This is a genomic window from Methylobacterium nodulans ORS 2060 (assembly GCF_000022085.1).
GTDB lineage: Bacteria > Pseudomonadota > Alphaproteobacteria > Rhizobiales > Beijerinckiaceae > Methylobacterium > Methylobacterium nodulans.
Genome location: NC_011892.1, coordinates 198,338 through 219,536 on the forward strand (window position 1 = coordinate 198,338; position 21,199 = coordinate 219,536).

A 21,199-nucleotide genomic window follows, 5' to 3' on the forward strand; every position below is an offset into this window, starting at 1 on the left:
TCTCACCCCCGTGTGACCAGCGGACAGTTGCCGGCCGAGATCAGCCGGAACGCCTCCTCGCCCGGGATCGTCTCCAGGAGCTTGTAGTAGTCGAAGCGCGTCTTGCTCTCGGCGGGGGATTTGACCTGCATCAGGTAGATGTCGCGCACGAGGGGCCCGTCCTCGCGGATGTGGCCGTCACGGGTCATGAAGTTGTTGACCGGCATCTTGCGCATCTGCGCCGCGCCCGTCGGGCCGTCGTCCGTGTTCGCGGCGGCCATCGCCCTGAGGTAGTGCGTCACCGCACCGAAAGTACCCGCGTGGATCATGGTCGGCACCTTATTGGTGCGCGCGACGAAGCGCTGCGACCATGCCCGGGTCTCGTCGTTCAGGTCCCAGTAGAAGGCGGTGCTCAGGATCAGGCCCTGGGCCGCCGGCAGGCCGAGGCCGTGGATGTCGGCGATGAAGACGAGCAGGCCCGCCAGCGTCTGGCCCGACTGCACCACCCCGAACTCGGCGGCCTGCTTCAGCGCGAGGATGAGATCGCCGCCCGCATCGGCCAGCCCGACGACCTGCGCCCCCGAGCCTTGCGCCTGCAGGAGGTAGGAGGAGAAGTCCGGGCTGCCGATGGAATGGCGCACCGAGCCGAGCACGCGACCGCCCGCCGCCTGGATCACGCGCCGGCCGTCCTCTTCGAACTGCGTGCCGAGGGCGTAGTCCGCCGTGACAAAGTACCAGGACTTGCCGCCGCGCCGGGTCACGGCGCGCGCCGTACCCTGGGCGAGGGCGTAGGTGTCGTAGGTCCAGTGGATGCCAGTGGGCGAGCAGGCGTCCCCGGTCAGCCGGGAGGTCGCCGCCCCCGAGGCAAGGAAGAACCGGCGACGCTCGCGGGTAATATCCTGCACCGCGAGCGCGATGGCGGAGTTCGGCACGTCGGCGATCACCTTGACGTCGTCCGCGTCGAGCCAGCGGCGCGCCAACGCGGCGCCGACATCCGTCTTGTTCTGATGGTCGGCGGCGATCACCTCGATTGGGCGTCCGAGGACGCGGCCTCCGAAATCCTCGACCGCCATACGCGCGGCGACGACCGAACCGTTGCCGCTGTTGTCCGCGTAGAGCGAGGAGAGGTCCGTGAGCACGCCGATCCTTACGGGCGGTCCGCCTTCCGCGACGGCCGGCGAGACAGCGAGCCAGAGGCCGGTCAGGGCCAACGATCCTCGCCTGAGGAAGCGTTGGGCGAGAGCGGGCGAAAACGGCATAGCGCGTTCCCTTCGAGGACGAGGAACGATGCCTGGCCAGGCTGCACTTGCGGAAGTGCAAGTTCGGCAATCTCATTATGAGCTTCGTTCATCGCGCGCAGAGGGGTCGATCATGACGAGGGGCGCTGGGACACGCGCGAGCATCCTAAATCGGCTCGATCTGAACCTGATCCGGCTCTTCGACGCGGTGATGCGGGAGCGTCACGTCGCTCGGGCCGGCCAGTCCCTCGGGCTGAGCCAGTCGGCGGTGAGCCACGGCCTACGTCGCCTGCGGACGCTGATCGGGGACGACCTCTTCGTGCGGACCGTGCAGGGCATGGAGCCGACCCCGCGGGCGCTGGCCATGGCCGTGCAGGTGCGTGATGCCCTCACGGCGATCGAAGGCGCGATCGGGCCGCAGCGCTTCGATCCGGCCAGCTCGACGCGGCAGTTCCGGCTTGCCGCCACGGACCACATCACCGCGGTCGTCGCTCCTGCCCTCATGCGGACCTTCGAGACGGAGGCGCCCCTCGCGTCGATCCTGATCCGTCCTGCGACGCGGATCGACCTGACCATGCAGGTCGATCTCGGCCAGATCGACATCGTCGTGGGCATCTTCTCGCAGATCCCGCACCGCCTGCATGCGCGAACCCTGTTCGAGGACCGCGACGTCCTCGTCACCGCGCCCGATCATCCGGAAGCGGGAGGCGCGACCGACATCCGCACGCTGGCGCGGGACCCGCTGATGGTGGTCACCGTCGGCGGGACCGAGGACGGCCTGCCGGACGGACGCCTCTCCGAGCGCGGCCTGACGCGGCAGACCGAGATGTTCGACCGCGACGCCCTCAACCGTGCCTTCAGGGCGGCGGGCCTGGTGCCTCGCCTCAGCGTCCTCCAACCCCATTTCCTGGCGGTGCCGAGCCTGCTCGCGGACTCGCGACGCGTGGCGATCGTGCCGGCGTCGCTGGCGCACGGCTTCGAGGCGGCCGGCGTCGCGCGCGTGTCCATGCCGCCTTGGGAGCCCCGTACGATGGCCGTGCAGATGGTCTGGCACGAGCGTTGGAGGCAGGATCCGGCCCATGCGTGGCTTCGGGAAGCACTATTTCGTGCCAGTCGAGGCATCGCAGATGCGGTTGGGCAAGCCACAGATCAATCCTGACCGTCGACAAGAGGCCGTCCTGGCGCTGCAGGGTGCAGAAGCAGCATTCGCCTTGAGGAAGATTTGCGGATCGGAACCGAACTTGTCGTCCTTGAGCGATCGGAGGCGCAAGGACGGCATGAGTCTCGTGCGCCGTCGCCGATGTGCGGACGCTTCCGATTTCGAGAAACCCTCCCGCCGCCTGTGCCAGGCTGTGCGGGAAAACGACCGATTCCTTACAGCCAGAGCGGCCGTTTCTGTTGACGCGCCTGACACGAGAGCGCGGCGTGACGGCGGATATCAGGGAACCGCGTCAGGAAATCAAACATCCGGAAAACCCTCGCAACCGGACATTCCCGACAAGGGGCTTGTCACGTTGGCTCGCTTGGCCGCGATAAGACCCGGCTGGCTCATTTCAGGCAGCGACGCCGGCCGCACTGCGCCACATATCGAACGCCTCGGCTCGCAAGAGCCGGTGCGTAGGAGCCGAGACAAGGGGGCGGGGAACAGTGAAGGTGTTGTAGGTGGCCGCGTGCATGGACAAGAACCGCTGAGCTGAGCGCGCTGACTTGAAGCCTTGCTGCTTCCGGTCCCGTCGTCGCACCGGCACATGCGAGCTCTCCGCCCGATTGTTCGCCCGCTTTCGCTGGACGTGCTCAGCCCCGCTCAGCTTCATCTCACGAAGGGCGGCACCGTAGGCCGGGCACTTGTCTGTGACCCACGCCTCGGGTGCCATGCCCTGCTTCTTCAGCAGCTTGCGCATCAGCTTCTGGGCAGCCCGCCTGTCCCGCTTGGGCTGGACCAGCACGTCCAGCACCTCGCCTTCGGCATCCACGGCCCGCCACAGGTACATCTGTCGGCCAGAGATCTGCACGAACACCTCGTCCAGGTGCCAACGTCCGTGTGGCTTCGGGCGAGAGGCGCGCAGCCGACGCGCGATAGCGGGACCGAAGCTGAGCACCCAGCGCCGGATGCTCTCGTAGGCGACGCTGATGCCGCGCTCGGCCAGGAGTTCCTCGACATCGCGGTAGCTGAGGGTGAAGCGCAGATACATCCAGACGGCCCGCTGGATGATGTCGGACGGGAAGCGGTAGCCGGCGTAGGAAGGCGCGTTCATCCCCTCCGGCTACGGTGCAAGATCAGTCGCCGCAAGCTGGGCTGCTCGGCAACGTGACAAGCCCGCCGCGGAAGCCTCGCACGGACTGGGCGCGTCGAACTCCTTCAGCATGATCGCCGTGAAGGCCGGTCGCGTGACCGAGAGCCTGTGCGCCCGCGGCCTGCTCGCGTCGCTCGGGCAGCCCCTGCAGCGGACGGCGTGACGCGGCCGGTCCGGCGCGCGGGGGCGAACGCCACGCTTCGGCCGGCTCCGAAGCGTCGTGCGACGGTCCGCGCCTATCATCCCGCGGCCGGCATGCCCGCGGGAGCGCCGGAGCAGAGACAACACTCAATGGGACGGCTCGATGAGCGATCAACTCGATAATCCCGCATGGCATGCCCTGACCGGGCCTCACGCCACGCTCGCCTCGGGGCGCGGCCTCGCGCGCCACTACCCCCGGGACGTGGCGCCGTACTCGGCGGTCAGGGAGGCGAGCGAGGCGGCCCTGTCGGATCTCATGATCGATCTGCCGCCCGGCGACGTGCGCCTGTTCCGTCCCCGCGAGGAAGCGCCTCCGGCCGGCTGGCACACGGTCGGCGCCCATCCGATCCTCCAGATGGTCATGCCGGCCGCGAACTTGCCGGAGCCCCTTCCGGCGGAGGACGAGGTGGTTGTGCTCGGACCGCCCCGACGAGGGCGACATCCTCGCCCTCGTCGAGGCCGCGCGACCCGGTCCCTTCGCGCGCCGGACCCCCGTGCTCGGCCGCTACGTCGGCGTCCGTGACGCGCGGACGGGCCGGCTCGTCGCGATGGGCGGCGAGCGCTTCCGGCTGGACGGACACGTCGAACTGAGCGCGATCGCGGTCTCTCCCGAGGCGCGCGGGCGCGGCCTCGGCGCCGCGGTGACGGCGAGCCTCGCCCGGGCCGCGCACCGGCGCGGCGACGTGCCCTTCCTCCACGTCTACGCGGCGAACGGCGCGCGACCGCTCTACGGGCGCCTCGGGTTCCGCAAGCGGACGGAACTGTGGGTGCTGCTGTGGCGGCGCGGGGCGCGGACGTGAGTCGCGCGACGCGCCTCTCGGCTCTCCTCGGGGTCGCGCGCAGTCCGAGGCAGGTATATTTCGGCTGGTGGGTGGTGGTCTGCGCCTTCGTGGTCGCAACCTTCGCGTGGGGCGTGGGCTTCTACGGCCCGTCGATCTTCCTCGCCGCGCTCCACCTCAAGCACGGATGGCCGGTGTCCCTAACCTCGGCCGCGGTCACCGCGCACTTCCTGGTCAGCGCCGGCATCGTCAGCCAGATCGCGCGCCTGCACGTGCGCCTGGGGCTCGTCGCCGTCACGCGCCTGGGCGCCGCGTCCGCTTCGGCCGGGATGCTGGGCTGGGCGCTCGCGGCCGCGCCCTGGCAGCTCTTTCCGGCGGCGCTCCTGACCGGGACGGGGTTCGCCCTGACGAGCGGCGCGGCAATCAACGCGATGGTCTCGCCGTGGTTCAGGCGGCTGCGCCCGGCCGCGCTCGGCGCGGCATTCAACGGCGCGAGCGTCGGGGGCATCGTCTTCGCGCCCCTGTGGCAGTTCCTGATCGTCCGGCTGGATCTCCTCGGCGCGGCCGTCGTCATGGGGGCCGCGATGACGGGCAGCCTGTGGTGGTGCGCAGGCCGGTTCCTGCGGCCGACGCCCGAGAGCCTCGGGCTGCTTCCCGACGGCGCCGCCGTGCAAGCCGCCGAGGCGCGCGCCGAGCCAGCGGCCCGGCAGCCGGCCCTCCCGGCCGGCGCCGCGGCCTTGACCGATCGCCGCTTCCTGACGTTGTCCGCGGCGTTCTCGCTGGGGCTATTCGCCCAGATCGGGATCATCGTCACGCTCGTCCTCGTCGCGGCGCCGATGCTCGGAGAGGACTGGGCGAGCGTGGCCGTGAGCCTAGTCACCGCCTGCGCAATCGCCGGACGGACGCTGGTCGGGATGCTGCTGCCCGCGCGATCGGACTGGCGCATCGTCGCGAGCGGGAACTTTACCCTGCAGGCCGTGGGAACCCTCGCCCTCGTCGCCGCGGGGACGCAGTCGCTCGTCCTCCTGCTCGCGGGCTGCGTGCTTTTCGGGATCGGGGTCGGCAGCCAACTCTCGCTCCCGCCGCAGATCGCGGGCGTCGAATTCACCCCGACGGACGCCCCTCGCGTCATGGCCCTCGTGACGGCCGCCAACCAGACGTCCTACGCTTTCGCGCCGGCGATCCTCGGCCTGTTGCGGGACCTCTCGCGGGGCAGCACCGCTCCCCTCCTGATGATGGTCCTCATGCAGGCTTTGGCCGCCGCGATCGTGCTCTCCGGCCGGTCGGCGGCCGGATCCGGGACGGACGCGCCGCCCCGCCAGTAGCGGCCGCACAGTGCCGTGATTCAGCGCCTCGGCGGCTGCCGCGGCGAAAATTCCATTTACAGATGTCAGTTTAGGGACATATACAACCTATATTGACAGGTTTCCTCTCGCAAGGTAATCTGACTGCCAAGCTCGGAATTTCCGAAGCATAAAGCTTCGGAACTGACGGAGACACGGCCAGTGATCGTCAATGGCCAAATCCAAGACAGGCTGATCATACCGGGTCCGACCTGTAGAGAAGATGACGCGATGACCGCGATGCGGGACGCCCACTCCCGCCTCAAGGATCTTGTCCTCCAACACGCGTTCCACCCGGGCCAGCAACTTCGGGCCCGGGACCTCGCCGACCGGCTGAAGATCAGCGCCACCCCGGTGCGCGAGGCTCTCATCCGCCTCAGCGTCGAGGGCCTGATTGTGTCGGTGCCGCACAAGGGCTTCTACACCAAGCCACTCGACCTGAGCGAACTCTCTGACCGGTACGAATTGGCCTTCATGGTCAGCCGCTATGCCGTCGAGAAGGGCATCGCGCATTTCACGATGCGCGGTCTTGAGGAGCCCGCAGTTCCGAAGATTGGGGGGGTGGGAGACGTCGCCTCCAAGCAGCACCTCGCTCTGTCGCAGTCGGTCTTCGTCGGGCAGCTTCTGGAACGCATCGCGGGCCTCGCCGGCAACACCGCTGCACTCGCGTTGATGCAGACGTTCAATGATCACACTCGGTATATCCGCCTATTGGATCTGGAGGATGCTGGAACCGCGCGCATGGTATTCGCAAACGTCTCCCGCTTGATCGGTCACCTTCGGGAAAAGAATCCAGATTTAGCGGTATTTGAACTAAAGATCTTACTTGTAGGCACGATAGAGCGACTTCCTACACTGGTGAAGGAGGTGAATGTGCGCGCTCTGAAGCACTTCTTCCTTTAGGCGCGACGCCGGTGTGCGGGAGCGGACGGTCCGACGCGGCGTCGGGTGCGTCCGCTGCCCGCGTCGAACCGGGGCGCCGGTCACCAGGGCACGGCGCCTCCGTTGGCCGCGCGGAACACGCGCGAAGTCCCCCACAACCTACCCAACGGACGAGGGAGTTTGGCCCATGCCCATCGAGACCGCCTTCGAACCTGTGGACGTACGCCGGGAGGGCGAGGATGACCGGTGGTGGACGCTGCGGCTCCTGCCGGTCCGCGCCCTGATCCCGCACGAGAGGACAGATGCGCTCCACGTGGATCGGCTGTTCGGGCGGATCAGGGAGAGGGATGTCTGGACGCACCCACTGCTCGTGGAGAGCCGACATCACGTGATCTTGGACGGCCACCACCGGCATGCCGCATCGGAACGGCTCCAGCTGAGCGTCGTGCCGTGCGCGGTCGTCGACTACGATCACCGCTACATCCGGGTCGGGAGCTGGCGTGAGGATCGTCATGTCGATCGGTCCGCCGTGATGCACGCGGCCATCCGCGGACCCCTGCTGCCGCCCAAGACGAGCCGGCACTCGACGGAGTTCCCGATTTCCGAATGCCTCGTCCCTCTCGCGCAGCTCAGGACGGGACACTGAGCGCGGGCTCCGCCACGGGCGCGCAGTTGTCTCAGGCGGTATCTTCCGGCATGCGCGCCGTGGCGAAGTGGCCGCCCTGGTAGCGGGCGGAGTCCGCGTCCTACGACAGGGCGGCGCTCGCGCAGCGCCTGCTCCAGGGCATCCAGCACGAAGCCAGCATGGGCGGTCCGAGACACCCGCCAGCCGACCATGCGCCGAGCGAACGCGTCGATCACGAAGGCCACGTAGACGAACCCGGCCCAGGTCGCCACGTAGGGGTGAGTAGGCCGGAGGGATTTCACCTCCGGCCCCTCTCAGAACCGGACGGGAGCCTCTCGACTCATCCGGCTCCTATCACCAGCCTATGACAGATAACCCAGCGACCAATGAACGAATGCCCGCGGCTGCTGTTGCGCCATCTGCCCGAGCGTCTTGGCAGCCCGTGTCTTGTGGCCTGCCAGCCTCTTGTGCTTGCGCATCAGCCATCTGATCAGGAACAGGTTCATGCTCTGCGGTGCATGCGCCTCACACGATGCCCCAGGCCCGGTAGCGCCTGCGCCCGGTCAGCTCGCGCGGGCAGGCCGGGCCGAGATCGGCCAGCATGGCCTCGATCGCCTGGGCTGAGGTTCCCAGCCGCTGGGCCGCGCTCTGGACCGTGACCAGCGGGCTCGCCAGGAACACCTCCACGAGCTGCGGCAGCCGCGAGGTGCGGCGCTTGGCCTGCGCCCGGCGAAGCATCAGTTCGCGGGCGAGGCTCAGCCGGTCGAGGTCGCGGCCGGCGGCGTGTGCCGCCGCCTCAACGGCACGCAGGATCGCGCCGAGGCGCTCGGGCGCGGGGTGCACCGTCAGCCACCGCGTCCGGCTCTCGCGCAGGCCGAGCGCGAGGGCAGGGAGGTGATGGCGCGCCGTCCCGCGCTGATGGAGGAGGGCGGCCGCGAGGAGGGGGCCGAGGAAGGGCTGGCGCTCGGACGGGTCCAGGGCGAACCAGGCGTCGAGCGCGACCGCGGCCGCGAGAACCGTCGGCAGCTCCTGCACGTCCTTGAGGGCGATCCGCCGCCAGGCCGCCAGCCGTTCGGCTTCCCCGTACTGCGGATCGCGCACCCGAAGCACAGCCCGGCCCTCATCCGTGGTCAGGTCGTTGAACTCGGCGAGGGTGCGCCGGCTGCGGGCGAGCAGCTGGTCGATGTCCGCGAAGGCCGAATCGCTGGCTTCGTCCGCTGTCCAGAGCTCATCCTCATCACCTGAGCTGGTGGCCCCGTCGTCCTCGTCGTCGAACGAATCCTGCCCGAAGCGCGGCCTGGCCCAGGGTTGCGGCTCGGTGGCGTCACCGCGGCGCGGCGTCTCCGTCGATGGGCTCCCGAGCGGTGCTTCCGTTCCGTCGGGATCGCGTCCCGCGGCTCCGAACAGGGCGGACCAGCCCTCGCGCGCGAAGGGCCAGTCCGGGCGGGCCGCGGCGATCCGGCGGCGGGTCGCGAGGATGTGCGCGGCCCGACCGAGCTCCGGGGTCGGCCGGCGCACGGGCATGGCGGCGTCGTGCAGGACGAGGTCCTCCATGAGCACGAGCCGACCCTCGAGCCCGAGGGCAGCCTGGGCGTCGACGAAGTGCGCGCGCGCCCTCACGCCGTCGGCGAGGGCCGGCTCCGTGCGGGCGAGGCGCTCGTCCAGGCGCAGGAGCGCCTCGGCCGCGCGCTCGGCCGGACCGGCGAGCCGGCGCCAGGTCGCGGCGGTGAAGAGTTTGTCGACGGCGTAAGGGCTTCTCACAACGTGGTTGATGATACGTGAACCAAGTGAATCGCACTATCACTTGGTTCACTTGGGAGGGGGCGCTTGCGGCCCCGAAACGCCTCTCCAAACGCCCTCGAAATCACCCCCGATAATACCAGCTATCGTCGGGAATGGGTGGATTGTTGAGGATCGTACGGCTACGCTGCGGCCATGGAGTTCGACCCCGCCGATCCCGCCCCCGCGCCGCCCCACGGCTCATCCTTCGCCCTCCCCGTCCCGCTCGCCGCGGCCCTGCCGCCCGGACCCGCGCTGCTGGAGCGGCTCGAGGCCTACGCCCGCGCCGCCCAGGGCGCCTTCGCCCCCAACACGCTGCGGGCGCTTGCCGCCGACAGCCGCATCTTTGCCGCGTGGTGCCGCGCGCACGGCCGCTCCGTCCTGCCCGCCGCGCCGCAGACGGTCGCCGACTTCATCGACGCCCAGGCCGCGCGGAAGTCGCGCGCCACGGTCGAGCGCTACCGCTCCTCGATCGCCATGCTCCACCGCGCGGCCGGTCTGCCCAACCCGTGCACGGACGAGCGCGTGCGGCTGGCGGTCAAGCGCATGAGCCGGGCCAAGGGCCGCCGCCAGAAGCAGGCCGAGCCGCTCAACCGGCCCAGCATCGACCGCATGCTCGCCGTGAAGACCCCCGAGCGGCTGCACCGGCGCGTGGCCGAGGGCGATCGGGAGGTGCCGCTGATCGCGCTGCGCAATGCCGCGCTGATGGCCGTGGCCTACGATACGCTGCTGCGGCGCTCGGAACTGGTGTCGCTGCTCATCGAGGATCTCGAGCGCGTGGAGGACGGCTCGGGCACGATCCTGGTGCGGCGGACCAAGACCGACCAGGAGGGCGAAGGCGCAGTCAAGTACCTGGCGCCGGACACGGTCGGGCATGTGTCCGCGTGGCTGGAGGCAGCCGGGCTGACGAGCGGGCCGCTGTTCCGGCCGGTGACGAAGGGTGGTCGGGTCGGGGCCGCGGCGTTGGGCGACGCGGAGGTGCATCGGCTCTACCGCGAGATCGCGCTGGCCGCGGGCGTGAAGCTCGCGCGTCCCCCGTCGGGGCACTCGACCCGGGTCGGGGCGACCCAGGACATGTTCGCGGCCGGGTTCGAGTTGCTCGAGGTCATGCAGGCGGGCTCGTGGAAGACGCCCGCCATGCCGGCCCGCTACGGCGAGCGGCTGAGAGCCCAACGGGGCGCCGCCCGCAAGCTCGCGACGCTGCAAAATCGAGCTTGAGTGAGGGGGAGTGGCCCGCTCACCGCGTCGACGGGCTCAGCGCGCAGCGGCCGCCTCTCCTGAAGCGGCGTTGGTGCGCCATCTGGCAGGCGTGCTCCGCCCAGCTTCCGCCTGAGCCACGGGGCTGCGACGCCCCCACCTACCCGCTCCTGTTCCTCCAGCCCTATCTCGATCAAACGGCGACTGGAGGCGTCATCGAGGGCGCCCGCCAGCGCACGCCGACACCTCGAAACACCGCATCGTCCAGGCCCTCGCGAATAAGACGGGCTAGAAAGCCGCCGTCGTGCAAGCTAGGGCAGACTGACATGCATCGTAGCTTTCAATGTCGGGGCACGTGGGCAAGCAGGGCTGGTCATGACCCCTCGCGGACATTCGCGGGGCGTGTCGAGAACGTCCGGTTGCGAGCAGTTTTCGGACATATGATTTCATGGCGTAGTTTTCTGACATCAGCCGCCCCTTGCGTTGCTTATGTCAGAGCGAGCAGTTGATGATGGCATGGTGATCAATCGTGCAACCAAAGTCATAATATTATATATCAAAGTACCCTTATTAATATTATACATATTAATATCAGAAATTATATTATATTTCAGTCAACAAATTTTTGGATCGCCCTGATGCTGAGGTGGCCGCTTCAGCGACAAGCCAATCCACAAAGGATACGATGGTGAATTCCCGCCTTCGATCGATAGGAACAACAATGTAGTACGACCCCGATCCCGTGAGAAGTGGCGCCGCGATCTGGATGAGGCTGCCATCGGCGAGTTCCTGCTCGACCAAGAAGGACGGAAGGAGCGCGATACCAATTCCGACCTTCGCAGCCTCGATTGTCATCGCGAACTGATCGAAGAGCGGTCCTCGAAAAGGAAATGGGTGGACGAACCCCATCGCCGCGAACCAGTCCCGCCACAGGCCGGGACGGCTGGCCTGCTGCAGGAGCGTCGCGCGCACGAGGTCGGCGGGGCAGTTCAGAGCATAGCGCTCCGCGTAGGCTGGCCCCGAGACCGCGACCACGGCCTCGTCGCAGAGCCTGATGCAGTCCGCTTGAGCCCAGTTTGGAGCCCCAAAATGAATCGCGGCGTCGACGGACTGTGCCATGAGATCGAAGGGTTCCGGCTCGGTCACGAGGTTGATCGTGATGTGCGGGTGTGACGCCAGGAACCTCGGCAGACGGGGAATGAGCCAGCGGGTGGCGAAGGTCGGCAGGACGGCGAGCTTGAGCGTCACCTCGCTGCCGGCGGACGCCATCACGGAATGGGCCGCGGTGACGTAGTCCTGGAGGAGGCGCCCGACGGTCGGCAGCAGGGCGCGGCCGGCGGCGGTGAGCATGACGCGTCCCTTGGCGCGCTCGAACAGCACCGTCTCAAGCGTGGTCTCGAGCTGCCGGATCTGCTTGCTGATCGCCCCCTGAGTCAGGGCGAGTTCGTCGGCGGCCCGCGTGAAGCTGCCGTGACGGCCGGCCGCCTCGAAGGCGGTGAGCTCCTGGAACGAGGGCATTCGGGTGCGTGACGTCGCCATGGACCTCTTATTCCAAATCGTCATGCACTGGTGAAGAAGTCTCCTTTGCAAAATCGCCCCGACGGGCCGAAGGCTCACCCCGCCGTCCCGTTCGGGACACCATCCGCGAGATTACGATGTCCCAGGCCGTCGAAGCCGCTCCCGTCGCGCATCCGCTTGCCGACGAGGTCGCCGCGCTGCTCGAGTCGTTCGGCGCCGAGCTTCCGCGCCAGGCGGAAGGGTCGTGCATCGTCCGTTCGCCGCTCACGGGTGAGCTGATCGTCCGGGTCCAGGAGACCTCGCCGGACGAGGCTCGCGCGGCAATCGGACGGGCGCACGATGCCTTCTTGGCTTGGCGCCAAGTGCCGGCGCCGCGGCGGGGCGAGTTAGTGCGGCTCCTCGGCGAGGAGCTGCGGGCCAATAAGGCAGCGCTCGGTCGGCTCGTCACCATCGAGGTCGGCAAGATCGTCTCCGAGGGCCTGGGTGAGGTCCAGGAGATGATCGACATCTGCGATTTCGCCGTCGGCCTCTCGCGCCAGCTCTACGGGCTGACCATGGGGTCCGAGCGGGCCGATCATTCCCTGATGGAACAATGGCACCCGGCCGGGATCGTCGGCGTCATCTCGGCCTTCAATTTCCCCGTGGCGGTGTGGTCCTGGAATGCGGCACTCGCCTTCGTGTGCGGCGACAGCGTGGTTTGGAAGCCCTCGGAGAAGACGCCGCTCACTGCCATCGCCGTTCAGGCCTTGGCCGAGCGCGTGATCGCGCGCTTCCCCGAGGCACCGGAGGGTCTTTCAACGTTGATCCTCGGTGGTCGCGACGTCGGCGAGGTGCTGGTCGACGACCAACGCGTGCCGGTCGTCTCGGCCACGGGCTCGACCGCGATGGGCCGGGTGGTGGGCCAGCGCGTCGCGGCCCGCTTCGCCCGGGCAATCCTGGAACTCGGCGGCAACAACGCCTCGATCGTCTGCCCGTCGGCGGACCTCGACCTGGCGCTCTGCGCCATCGCTTTCGCGGCCATGGGCACCGCCGGCCAGCGTTGCACGACCCTGCGCCGCCTCTTCGTCCACGACAGCGTGTACGACGCGCTCGTGCCGCGCCTGAAGCAGGTCTACGCGTCGGTCTCGGTCGGCAACCCGCTTGAGGGTGACGCCCTGGTTGGGCCGCTGATCGACGAGGCGGCGTATACCGGGATGGAGCGGGCGCTCGCGGAGGCGAGGGAGGTGGGCGGAATCGTGCATGGCGGCGGGCGCCACACGCACGGCGTCGCGCCCGGCGGCTTCTACGTCCGCCCGGCCCTCGTCGAGATGCCGGCGCAGGTCGGGCCGATGCTGCACGAGACCTTCGCGCCGATCCTGTACGTGATGCGTGTCCGCAGCTTTGACGAAGCGCTCGATCTCCAGAACGGCGTGCCGCAGGGGCTCTCGTCCTCGATCTTCTCCAACGACATGCGTGAGACGAGCCGCTTCCTGTCGGCGACCGGCTCCGATTGCGGCATCGCCAATGTGAACATGGGCTCCTCCGGGGCTGAGATCGGGGGCGCCTTCGGCGGCGAGAAGGAGACGGGCGGCGGGCGTGAATCCGGCTCGGACGCCTGGAAGGCCTACATGCGCCGCCAGACGACGGCCATCAATTATGGCCGGGCGATGCCGCTGGCGCAGGGGGTCAAGTTCGAGATCGCGGACGAGGGCTCGGCGAAGGCATGAACGCGCCCCTCCAGACCGGGCCGGTCTTTCGGCCGGCCGCCCGTCTCGCCTCGATCGAGGTCTCCGAGATCCTCAGGATCACCGCGGAGGCGAGCGCCCGCAAGCGTGCGGGGCGTCCGGTGATCGTGCTGGGCGCCGGCGAGCCCGACTTTGACACGCCTGAACCTGTCAAGACGGCGGCGGCTCGCGCCATGCGCGAGGGCCGCACGAAGTACACGATCCTCGACGGCGCGCCCGAGCTGAAGGCTGCCGTCCGGGAAAAATTCCGTCGCGACAACGGCCTCGACTACGCGCTAGACGAGATCACCTGCGGGACCGGGGCGAAGCAGGTCCTCTACAACGCCTTCATGGCGAGCCTCGATCCCGGCGACGAGGTCGTGATCCCGGCGCCGTTCTGGACGAGCTATGCCGATATCGTCGCCATCTGCGGCGGCGTCCCAATCATCGTTCCCTGCGCGGAGACGGATGGGTTCCGGTTGACCCCGCAGGCTCTGGAGCGGGCGATCGGCCCCCGGACCCGCTGGCTTCTTCTCAACTCACCCTCGAACCCGACGGGGTCGGCCTACACGGCGGACGACCTCGTCGGGCTTGCCGAGGTCCTCGACCGCCATCCGCACGTCTGGCTGATGTCGGACGACATGTACGAACACATCCTGTACGACGGGCGCCGCTTCGCCACGCCCGCATCCGCGGCGCCGCAGCTCAGGTTGCGCACGCTCACCGTGAACGGCGTATCCAAGGCCTACGCGATGACGGGCTGGCGCATCGGTTACGGTGCGGGACCCAAGGCGCTCATCCAGGCCATGGCCACGGTGCAGAGCCAGTCGACCTCCTGTCCGAGCTCCATCAGCCAGGCGGCCGCGCTCGAGGCTCTCGTCGGCGACCAGGCGAGCATCTCCGACCGGAGAGTGGCGTTCCAGCGCCGCCGCGACCTCGTGGTCGAGGCGCTGAACGCGATGCCGGGCCTCTCGTGCCGTAGGCCCGAAGGCGCATTCTACACGTTCGCGAACTGCGCCGGCCTGCTCGGGAGAACGACGCCCGACGGGACGGTGCTGGAGGACGACCGCGCCTTTTGCCGCCACCTGCTCGAGTCGGCCGACGTGGCAGTGGTGCCGGGGTCGTGCTTCGGTCTCGCCGGCTTCTTTCGCATCTCCTACGCGACGTCGGAAGCCGAGCTGACCGAGGCCTGCGGGCGGATCCGCACCGCCTGCGCGGCTCTGGCCTGAAGACCGCGAGAGGACATGCCGTGCCACGCGATCGGGCGTGGCGCGAGCCGGCCGGTGCGCCGGAACGGCCGCGCTGGGACCGGCACGGGCGGTGGGACGCTTCGAAGGCGAGGAGATCTGACGTGAGCGCGAACAAGACCATCGTGAGTCCCGACCTCGTGCGGACGAGATTTTCCCGCGCGATGTCGGACATGTACCGCGCGGAGGTACCGCAATACGGCACCCTCATGGACCTGGTTCGCACGGTGAACCTCGATGTCCGCCGCGGCGACGCCCTCCTCGACCGCCGCCTGCGAGACAACGACGAGATCGAGCGGCTCGAGCTCGAGCGCCACGGCGCCATCCGCGTCGGCACCGCGGCGGAACTCGCCACGATGCGGCGGCTCTTCGCCGTCATGGGCATGGTGCCGGTCGGCTACTACGACCTCTCCGTCGCCGGTGTCCCGGTCCACTCCACCGCCTTCAGGCCGGTCGATGCGGAGGCGCTGCGGCGTAACCCCTTCCGCGTCTTCACCTCGCTCCTGCGTCTCGACCTCTTGCCGGACGAGACCCTGCGCCGGGAGGCGGCCGAGATCCTGGGGAGCAGGTCGATCTTCACCTCGGGCTGCCTCGACCTGATCGCGCTGGCCGAGCGGGACGGAGGACTCGACGCGGCCGAGGCTGACGCCTTCGTGGCCGAGGCGCTGGAGACCTTCCGCTGGCAAAGCGAGGCGACCGTGCCGGCTGAAGTCTATGCCCGCCTGCGCAAGGTGCACCCCCTCGTCGCCGACATCGTCTGCTTCAAGGGACCGCACATCAACCATCTCACCCCCCGCACGCTCGACATCGACGCTGTACAGGACGGTATGCCGGGCAAAGGCATTACGCCGAAGGCCGTCATCGAGGGGCCGCCGCGCCGCAGGGTGCCGATCCTCCTGCGGCAGACGAGCTTCCGCGCCCTGCAGGAACCCATCCGCTTCCGCAGCAGCGGCACCGCCGAGAACGGGACCCACACCGCCCGGTTCGGCGAGATCGAGCAGCGGGGCGTCGCCCTCACCCCGAAGGGGCGCGCGCTCTACGATCGTCTGCTCACGGAGGTTCGCGACCGCGTCCAGGTCAAGCCGGACGGCTCCAACGCCGCCGATTACAGCGCGGCGCTGGCCGAGGTATTCCGGGCCTTCCCCGACGACGAAGCCACGCTGCGCAGCGAGGGGCTCGCCTATTTCCGCTACGCGCCGACCGGCAAGCCCGGTGCGCCCGCGGAGGCCGACCTGGACACCCTCGTCGCCTCCGGCTTCGTCGGAGCGGAGCCGATCACCTACGAGGACTTCCTGCCGGTGAGCGCGGCGGGCATCTTCGCGTCGAACCTCGGCGACGAAGGCCAGCGCAACCACACCCGGCGCGCAGCTAGGGCGGCCTTCGAGAGGGACCTGGGCGCGACCGTCACCGACGAGGACGCGCTCTACGCCGCGGCCGAGCGCGCCAGCATCGCGGCGGTCCGGGCGGCGCTCGCCGCCTCCATGCGAGGCGCCGCGTAGGGCAGGAAGCGGAGTCGGGGGAGAGCATTTTCCGACGAAGTGGATGCCGGTTCGTCGCAGAAAATGCGTCAAAAAACAAAGATCTGGAGCAGGATCCGATTGCAACGTGATCGGATCCTGCTCTAGCCGACGGCGTGCCGCCCGGGGGCGGCACGAAACACGCAGGCTCTCAGGCGGATCGGCGGATCATCTCAACGATAGGTTGCGTAAAGCCACAGGACCTTCGCGGGATCTTTCGACTCCGTGACCCAGAGATGCGGCGTACTCGCGTCGTAATACATCGACTCGCCGGTGGCGAGCCGCGTCGGCTCGTAGATCTGGCTGTGGACGATGACGCTGCCGCTCAGCACGTACATGAACACCTCGGCCTCGTAGCGCGCCCACTCGGTGTAATCCTCGAGGGAGCGCGCGGTCACGGTCGTGAGGATCGGCGTCATGAGCTTGTGGCTGAGCTCGGGGCACAGCCAGACATTGTCGCAGGTTCCCGTCGGCATCGAGCGGCCGCCATCCGCCCGCGTGATCGAGCGGCGGCCGGGGGCGCGATGCACCGCCTCCCGCCCGCCGAAGATCGCCGCCGAGTCGATCTCGTACCCGGCTGCGATCCGCTCGAGGGTCGTGACCGTCGGCGAGAGTTCGTCGCGCTCGATCTTCGACAGGCTCGATAGGCTGATGCCGCTCCGGTCGCTAACCTGCTGGAGCGTCAGCTTCCGGCTCCGGCGCAGCTCCCTGAGCCGCTGGCCGAGACTCTGCTCTGCGTTGCCACCCGCGCGGCCTTCGCGCGGGTCAGGGTCGAGGACAACATCCATCGTGACAGCCGTCTGTGCTCGCCGATAAAGTCCGACGCTCAGGCGGCGGACTGCACCACTTGGGGTAGAGCCTGTACCCGGGGAAGATCCGAGAAGCGAGCCGCGACCGCCTCGTAGGCGCGGTAGACGTCCGCGGCCCCGCCCTGGGCGGCCTCCCCCCGCTGCTTCAGGTCCGCGAAGATCTGGTGCTTCACGAAGAAGCGCCAGCTGACCGGGACCTCGGCCAGGATGGCGGTGAGGGCCGCGTAGCGGTCGCGGGTCCAGACGCGCTCGAACGCCAGCCGCCCCTCGCCGAAGCCGAATTCGGGGCAAGGAGCCTCGGAGCGCCCGCGCTCGCGCAAGGCGGCGGTTGCCGCGGCGTCGAGCGTCAGGTCGGGGCCGATCACGACGCCGTAATCCGTCTCCGCCCGCGCCCGCGACACGAGCCCGCGCCGGACATCCGAGAGGACGGCCTCCGGCGGGCGCTCCAGCGGATCGCCGTAACCGCCCGCCCCCGGCCCCTGAATCAGGATGACGTCACCGGGCTCGCAGACGACGACGTCCTGCGAGCCCAGCTCCGTGCAGGTCTCGCTGCCAGGATTCCGGGCGAAGCGCGAGACCGTCCCGGCCCGCCCGCCGGCGAGCCCCCAAGCCGAGAAGACGGAGCGGTCGCGGTTGCGCGCCGTCACCATGGATTGCGGCGCGTGGAGCTGGAACTCCATCTCCAGAGCCGTGCCGCCGCGGTAAAGGCCCGGCCCGCCGGTGTCGGGCACGAGCCCGTAGCGGCGGATCGTGATCGGGACCTCCGCCTCGTTGATCTCGACGGGCGTGTTCTTCAGGAACGACATGTTGGCGCCGCACCCCTCCGAGCCGTCCGCGAACGGGCCGCCGCCGGCCCCGCCGCCCACCGGGCCGATCGAGGCCATTACCGTGCGGCCGCCCTTCGTCGTCGTCTTCACGTTCATGATGCTGACGGCGCTGCCGGGCGACGCGGGCAGGCGCTCGGGCACCGCCCGGCAGAACGCGCCGATGACCACCGTCTGCGCCAGGTTGCACAGGAGGCTCCGCATGCCGACCGCCGCTGGCATCACTGCGTTCATCACCGTGCCCTCGGGCAGGATCACCCGCGTCGGCCGCATCAGGCCGGCATTGAGCATCATCGTCGGGTCGAGGCAGTAGAGCGCATAGACGGTGCCGACGGTGGCGAGCGCGTGCCGCTCCTTGCCCCCGGTTGGCATGTTGAGGGCCGAGGCGAGCTGCGGGTCGCTGCCGGTGAAATCCACCGTCAGCGTGTCGCCGTGGACCTTGAGCGTGGCGGCGATCCGCACCGGGTAGCCGCCGGTCTGATCCTCGTCGGCATAGTCGGCGAAGGCGTACTCGCCGTCCGGGATCGTCCGGATCACCGCCCGGGCCTGGTTGTCGGCATATTCGAGGAGGTCGTCGAGGCCGGTCACGAAGTCGTCCGCGCCGAAGCGGTCGATGATCTCGTGGATCTTGCGCTCGCCGACGTTGACGCAGGCAATCTGGGCATTGAGGTCGCCGTGGTTCTGCTCGGGCAGGCGCACGTTGTTGGCGATGAGCGCGAGGAGATCCGCGTTGAGGACGCCGTGGCGCATGAGGCGCATCGGCGGGATGCGCAAGCCCTCCTGGTGGATCTCGGTGTTCGTGCGCGACAGAGTCGCCGGCACGGCGCCGCCGACATCGGTGTTGTGGATGTGGCAGCCCACGAAGCAGACGATCCGGCCGTCCCGGAACACCGGCTTCCACATGTGGATGTCCGGCGTGTGGGTGGCGACGTAGCCCGCGTAGGGGTCGCTCGTGATGCAGATGTCGCCCTCCTCATAGTCGAAGAGGCGGATCAGATCCCCGTAATCGAGGCCCGTGTACCAGGTCGCCCCGAAGGTCTTGGGCGAAGCGACGGTGAGGCCGTCGCGGGTCAGCACCTGGCAGGAGAAGTCCTCGGTCTCCTTGACGAAGGTCGAGTAGGCCGTCCGCATCAGCGTCCAGCCCATGCTCTCGGCGGCCGCGGCGCAGTAATTGGCGAGGACCTGAAGGGCGGTCATGTCGAGGTTCATCGCGCGGCCTCCTGAGCAATGCGCAGATTGGTGTACTCGTCGACCCGGACCGCCATGCCCGGCGGCACGACGGTGGTGCAGTCGTCCTGGGTCACCACGGCTGGGCCGGCGAAGCTCTGGCCGGGCTTCAGATCGGCCCGGTGGAAGACGCCGACCGAGCGCATCGCACCGTCGAGCCAGACCTCGGCGTGGCGCAGGGGAGTGGCGACACCCTCGACGAGGGGCTGGCGCAGGAAGCCGGGCTTCGCCGTTCCGCCGCTGATGATGAGGCGCAGAGCCATGATCTGGACCGCGGCGCGGCGGTCGCAATGCCCGTAGACGCGCTGATGCTCGGCGTGGAACGCCTCCGCGATGGCGGCGACGTCGCCGGCCGAGGCCGGACCGGCCGGGATCTTCGTGTCGAGCTCGAAGGACTGCCCCTTGTAGCGCAGCTCCGCCGAGTGGCTCAGGGTGTAGTCGCCCGCATAACCCTGGTCGTCACGCAGCCAGGACACGGCCTGCGCTTCGAGGTCCGCGAACTCCGCGCGGATCGTCCCGCCGAGATCCGGGACGAGGTCGGTGTAGAGCGTCTTGATGAAGTCGCTCTTGATGTCGGCGATCAGGCCGCCGAGGGCCGAGAGAACTCCCGGCGTCGGCGGCACCAGCACGTCGCGCATGTTGAGCTCGCGGGCGAGAAAGCAGGCCATCATCGGCCCCGCGCCGCCGAAGGCGAGGCAGGAGAAGTCGCGCGGGTCGATCCCGAAGCGAGAGACCAGGGCGCTGGTGTCGGTGTACATGCCCGAGACCGCGATCCGGATGATGGCCTCGGCGGTCTCCTCGATCGTGCGCCCGAGCGGCGTGGCCAGGGTGGCGACCGCGGCCCGCGCCTTCTCCCGGTCGATCGTCACGGCCGAGTAGCCGATCTCGGCGAGGCCGACGAGGCCGAGCGCCGCGAAGGCATCCGTGATCGTGGGGCGCGTGCCGCCGCGTCCGTAGCAGGCGGGACCTGGCCGCGAGCCGGCGCTCTCGGGGCCGACCTTGAGCACGCCCTGCGCGTCGATCCAGGCGATCGAGCCGCCACCCTCGCCGATCGATGAAACCGAGACCGACTGGATGTAGATCTGGAAGTCGCCGATCAGCTCACCGATGCCGTATTGCGGCTGGCCGTCGATGATCACGGCGACATCGGCCGAGGTGCCGCCGATGTCGAGGCTCATGCAGTGCTTCACGCCGCAGGTCTCGGCGACGTAGGCGGCGCCAATGACCCCCGAGGCGGTGCCCGAGAGGATCATCTGCACGCATTCGCTCTTGCCCTGCTCGGCGGTCATCACGCCGCCGTTCGACTTGGTCAGCCGCGGCTCGGCGTCGACGCCGGCAGTCTTGAGGGCGGCCTGGAGCGAGCCGAGATAGTGGGCGACCCGCGGCTGCACGTAGGCGCCGATCACCGCCGTGATGGTGCGCTCGTACTCGCGCACAATCGGCCAGGTCTCGCTCGACAGGAAGACCGGGACATCCGGCGCGAGCCGGGCGATCACCGCCTTGGCGGCCTGCTCGTGGACCGGGTTGCGGTAGGCGTGCAGGAACGCGACGACGATGCCCTCGGCGCCCGCCGCGCGGGCCGCGGCGACCGCCTCGCCGACGCTCGCCTCGTCGATCGGCCGCTGCACGCTGCCGTCGGCGTTGAGCCGCTCGGCGATCCCGAAGACCCGGTCCCGGGTGATCAGCGGCTCGGGCCGCTTCGAGAGGAGGTTGTACATGTCCGGGATCTTGAGGCGCGCCAGCTCGAGCACGTCCCGGAAGTTCTCGGTCGTGAACAGGGCCAGCCTCAGGCCCTTGCGCTGAATGACGGTGTTGATCCCCACCGTCGTCCCGTGGGTGAAGTAGCTGATGTCGGAGGGCGCGATGCCGTAGCGCTCTCCGACGAGGTGCACGCCCTCCATCACCTCGGCGCCGGGCTCGTCCGGCCGCGAGAAGACCTTGAGCGTCCTGAGGCTCTGCGTCGCCTCGTCGAACAGCGCGAAGTCCGTGAAGGATCCGCCGATATCCACTCCTACGCGATAACCCATTGTCGTCTCC

16 protein-coding genes and 1 pseudogene are annotated in these 21,199 nt (G+C 69.0%); 9 read left to right on the forward strand and 8 right to left on the reverse strand.

Features of this window, described 5'->3' with window-relative positions:
* Positions 1-2: 2 nt before the first annotated feature.
* Entirely contained in the window at positions 3-1,238 is a 1,236-nt protein-coding gene (locus MNOD_RS37255) for an ABC transporter substrate-binding protein (protein WP_015934116.1), read from the reverse strand.
* 112 nt (positions 1,239-1,350) lie between these two features.
* Here MNOD_RS37255 and MNOD_RS37260 point away from each other — a divergent pair, with 112 nt between their 5' ends.
* On the forward strand, positions 1,351-2,376 hold the full coding sequence (locus tag MNOD_RS37260) for a LysR family transcriptional regulator (RefSeq protein ID WP_015934117.1): 1,026 nt from the start codon (positions 1,351-1,353) through the stop codon (positions 2,374-2,376).
* Between the two features lie 394 nt (positions 2,377-2,770).
* Here MNOD_RS37260 and MNOD_RS37265 read toward each other — a convergent pair whose 3' ends face one another.
* Entirely contained in the window at positions 2,771-3,472 is a 702-nt protein-coding gene (locus tag MNOD_RS37265; protein ID WP_015934119.1) for an IS6 family transposase, read from the reverse strand.
* Between the two features lie 650 nt (positions 3,473-4,122).
* Between MNOD_RS37265 and MNOD_RS42145 the strand changes: the two genes are divergently transcribed.
* The 4 genes from MNOD_RS42145 (at position 4,123) to MNOD_RS37285 (ending at position 7,362) form a co-directional block, all read left to right on the forward strand.
* Positions 4,123-4,512: a GNAT family N-acetyltransferase gene (locus MNOD_RS42145; protein ID WP_050783594.1), complete on the forward strand. Its 390-nt coding sequence runs from the start codon at positions 4,123-4,125 to the stop codon at positions 4,510-4,512.
* Positions 4,509-5,816 carry an MFS transporter gene (locus tag MNOD_RS37275; RefSeq protein WP_050783607.1) on the forward strand — a complete coding sequence of 436 codons (1,308 nt, stop codon included), beginning with the start codon at positions 4,509-4,511 and terminating at the stop codon, positions 5,814-5,816. The genes MNOD_RS42145 and MNOD_RS37275 overlap by 4 nt, the downstream gene beginning before the upstream one ends.
* A 249-nt stretch (positions 5,817-6,065) precedes the next feature.
* Positions 6,066-6,737: a GntR family transcriptional regulator gene (locus tag MNOD_RS42150; protein WP_157091795.1), complete on the forward strand. Its 672-nt coding sequence runs from the start codon at positions 6,066-6,068 to the stop codon at positions 6,735-6,737.
* Positions 6,738-6,903: 166 nt separating this feature from the next.
* Positions 6,904-7,362: a ParB N-terminal domain-containing protein gene (locus MNOD_RS37285; protein ID WP_015934122.1), complete on the forward strand. Its 459-nt coding sequence runs from the start codon at positions 6,904-6,906 to the stop codon at positions 7,360-7,362.
* Between the two features lie 89 nt (positions 7,363-7,451).
* Here the strand turns inward: MNOD_RS37285 and MNOD_RS47535 are convergent.
* Together MNOD_RS47535 and MNOD_RS37290 are read right to left on the reverse strand one after the other, a co-directional pair.
* Positions 7,452-7,616: pseudogene (locus tag MNOD_RS47535) on the reverse strand (DDE-type integrase/transposase/recombinase); the annotation flags it as partial.
* A gap of 250 nt (positions 7,617-7,866) precedes the next feature.
* Entirely contained in the window at positions 7,867-9,102 is a 1,236-nt protein-coding gene (locus tag MNOD_RS37290; RefSeq protein WP_015934123.1) for an RHE_PE00001 family protein, read from the reverse strand.
* 174 nt (positions 9,103-9,276) lie between these two features.
* Between MNOD_RS37290 and MNOD_RS37295 the strand changes: the two genes are divergently transcribed.
* Positions 9,277-10,338 carry a tyrosine-type recombinase/integrase gene (locus MNOD_RS37295; protein ID WP_015934124.1) on the forward strand — a complete coding sequence of 354 codons (1,062 nt, stop codon included), beginning with the start codon at positions 9,277-9,279 and terminating at the stop codon, positions 10,336-10,338.
* A 582-nt stretch (positions 10,339-10,920) separates the two neighbouring features.
* On the opposite strand, the gene MNOD_RS37300 is transcribed toward MNOD_RS37295, so the two are convergent.
* A complete protein-coding gene (locus MNOD_RS37300) occupies positions 10,921-11,934 on the reverse strand; it encodes a LysR family transcriptional regulator (protein WP_244424866.1) in 1,014 nt (337 codons plus the stop codon).
* Positions 11,935-11,972: 38 nt separating this feature from the next.
* Here MNOD_RS37300 and amaB point away from each other — a divergent pair, with 38 nt between their 5' ends.
* The 3 genes from amaB to hglS all read left to right on the forward strand — a co-directional run bounded on the left by amaB (position 11,973) and on the right by hglS (position 16,284).
* Positions 11,973-13,541 (forward strand): L-piperidine-6-carboxylate dehydrogenase, encoded by a 1,569-nt coding sequence (gene amaB, locus MNOD_RS37305; RefSeq protein WP_015934126.1) that lies wholly within the window; start codon positions 11,973-11,975, stop codon positions 13,539-13,541.
* On the forward strand, positions 13,538-14,767 hold the full coding sequence (locus MNOD_RS37310; RefSeq protein WP_015934127.1) for a pyridoxal phosphate-dependent aminotransferase: 1,230 nt from the start codon (positions 13,538-13,540) through the stop codon (positions 14,765-14,767). Before amaB ends, MNOD_RS37310 begins: the two co-directional genes overlap by 4 nt.
* 122 nt (positions 14,768-14,889) lie before the next feature.
* Complete coding sequence (gene hglS / locus MNOD_RS37315; protein ID WP_015934128.1) at positions 14,890-16,284, forward strand: 2-oxoadipate dioxygenase/decarboxylase HglS; 1,395 nt, start codon at positions 14,890-14,892, stop codon at positions 16,282-16,284.
* Between the two features lie 191 nt (positions 16,285-16,475).
* Here hglS and MNOD_RS37320 read toward each other — a convergent pair whose 3' ends face one another.
* From MNOD_RS37320 to MNOD_RS37330, 3 genes are read right to left on the reverse strand one after another with little or no spacing between them, the layout of a single operon-like run.
* Entirely contained in the window at positions 16,476-17,090 is a 615-nt protein-coding gene (locus MNOD_RS37320; protein WP_015934129.1) for a helix-turn-helix domain-containing protein, read from the reverse strand.
* A 38-nt stretch (positions 17,091-17,128) separates the two neighbouring features.
* On the reverse strand, positions 17,129-19,144 hold the full coding sequence (locus MNOD_RS37325; protein ID WP_015934130.1) for a hydantoinase B/oxoprolinase family protein: 2,016 nt from the start codon (positions 19,142-19,144) through the stop codon (positions 17,129-17,131).
* Positions 19,141-21,189, reverse strand: a complete 2,049-nt coding sequence (locus tag MNOD_RS37330) for a hydantoinase/oxoprolinase family protein (protein WP_015934131.1) — start codon at positions 21,187-21,189, stop codon at positions 19,141-19,143. The genes MNOD_RS37325 and MNOD_RS37330 overlap by 4 nt, the downstream gene beginning before the upstream one ends.
* Positions 21,190-21,199 lie beyond the last annotated feature (10 nt).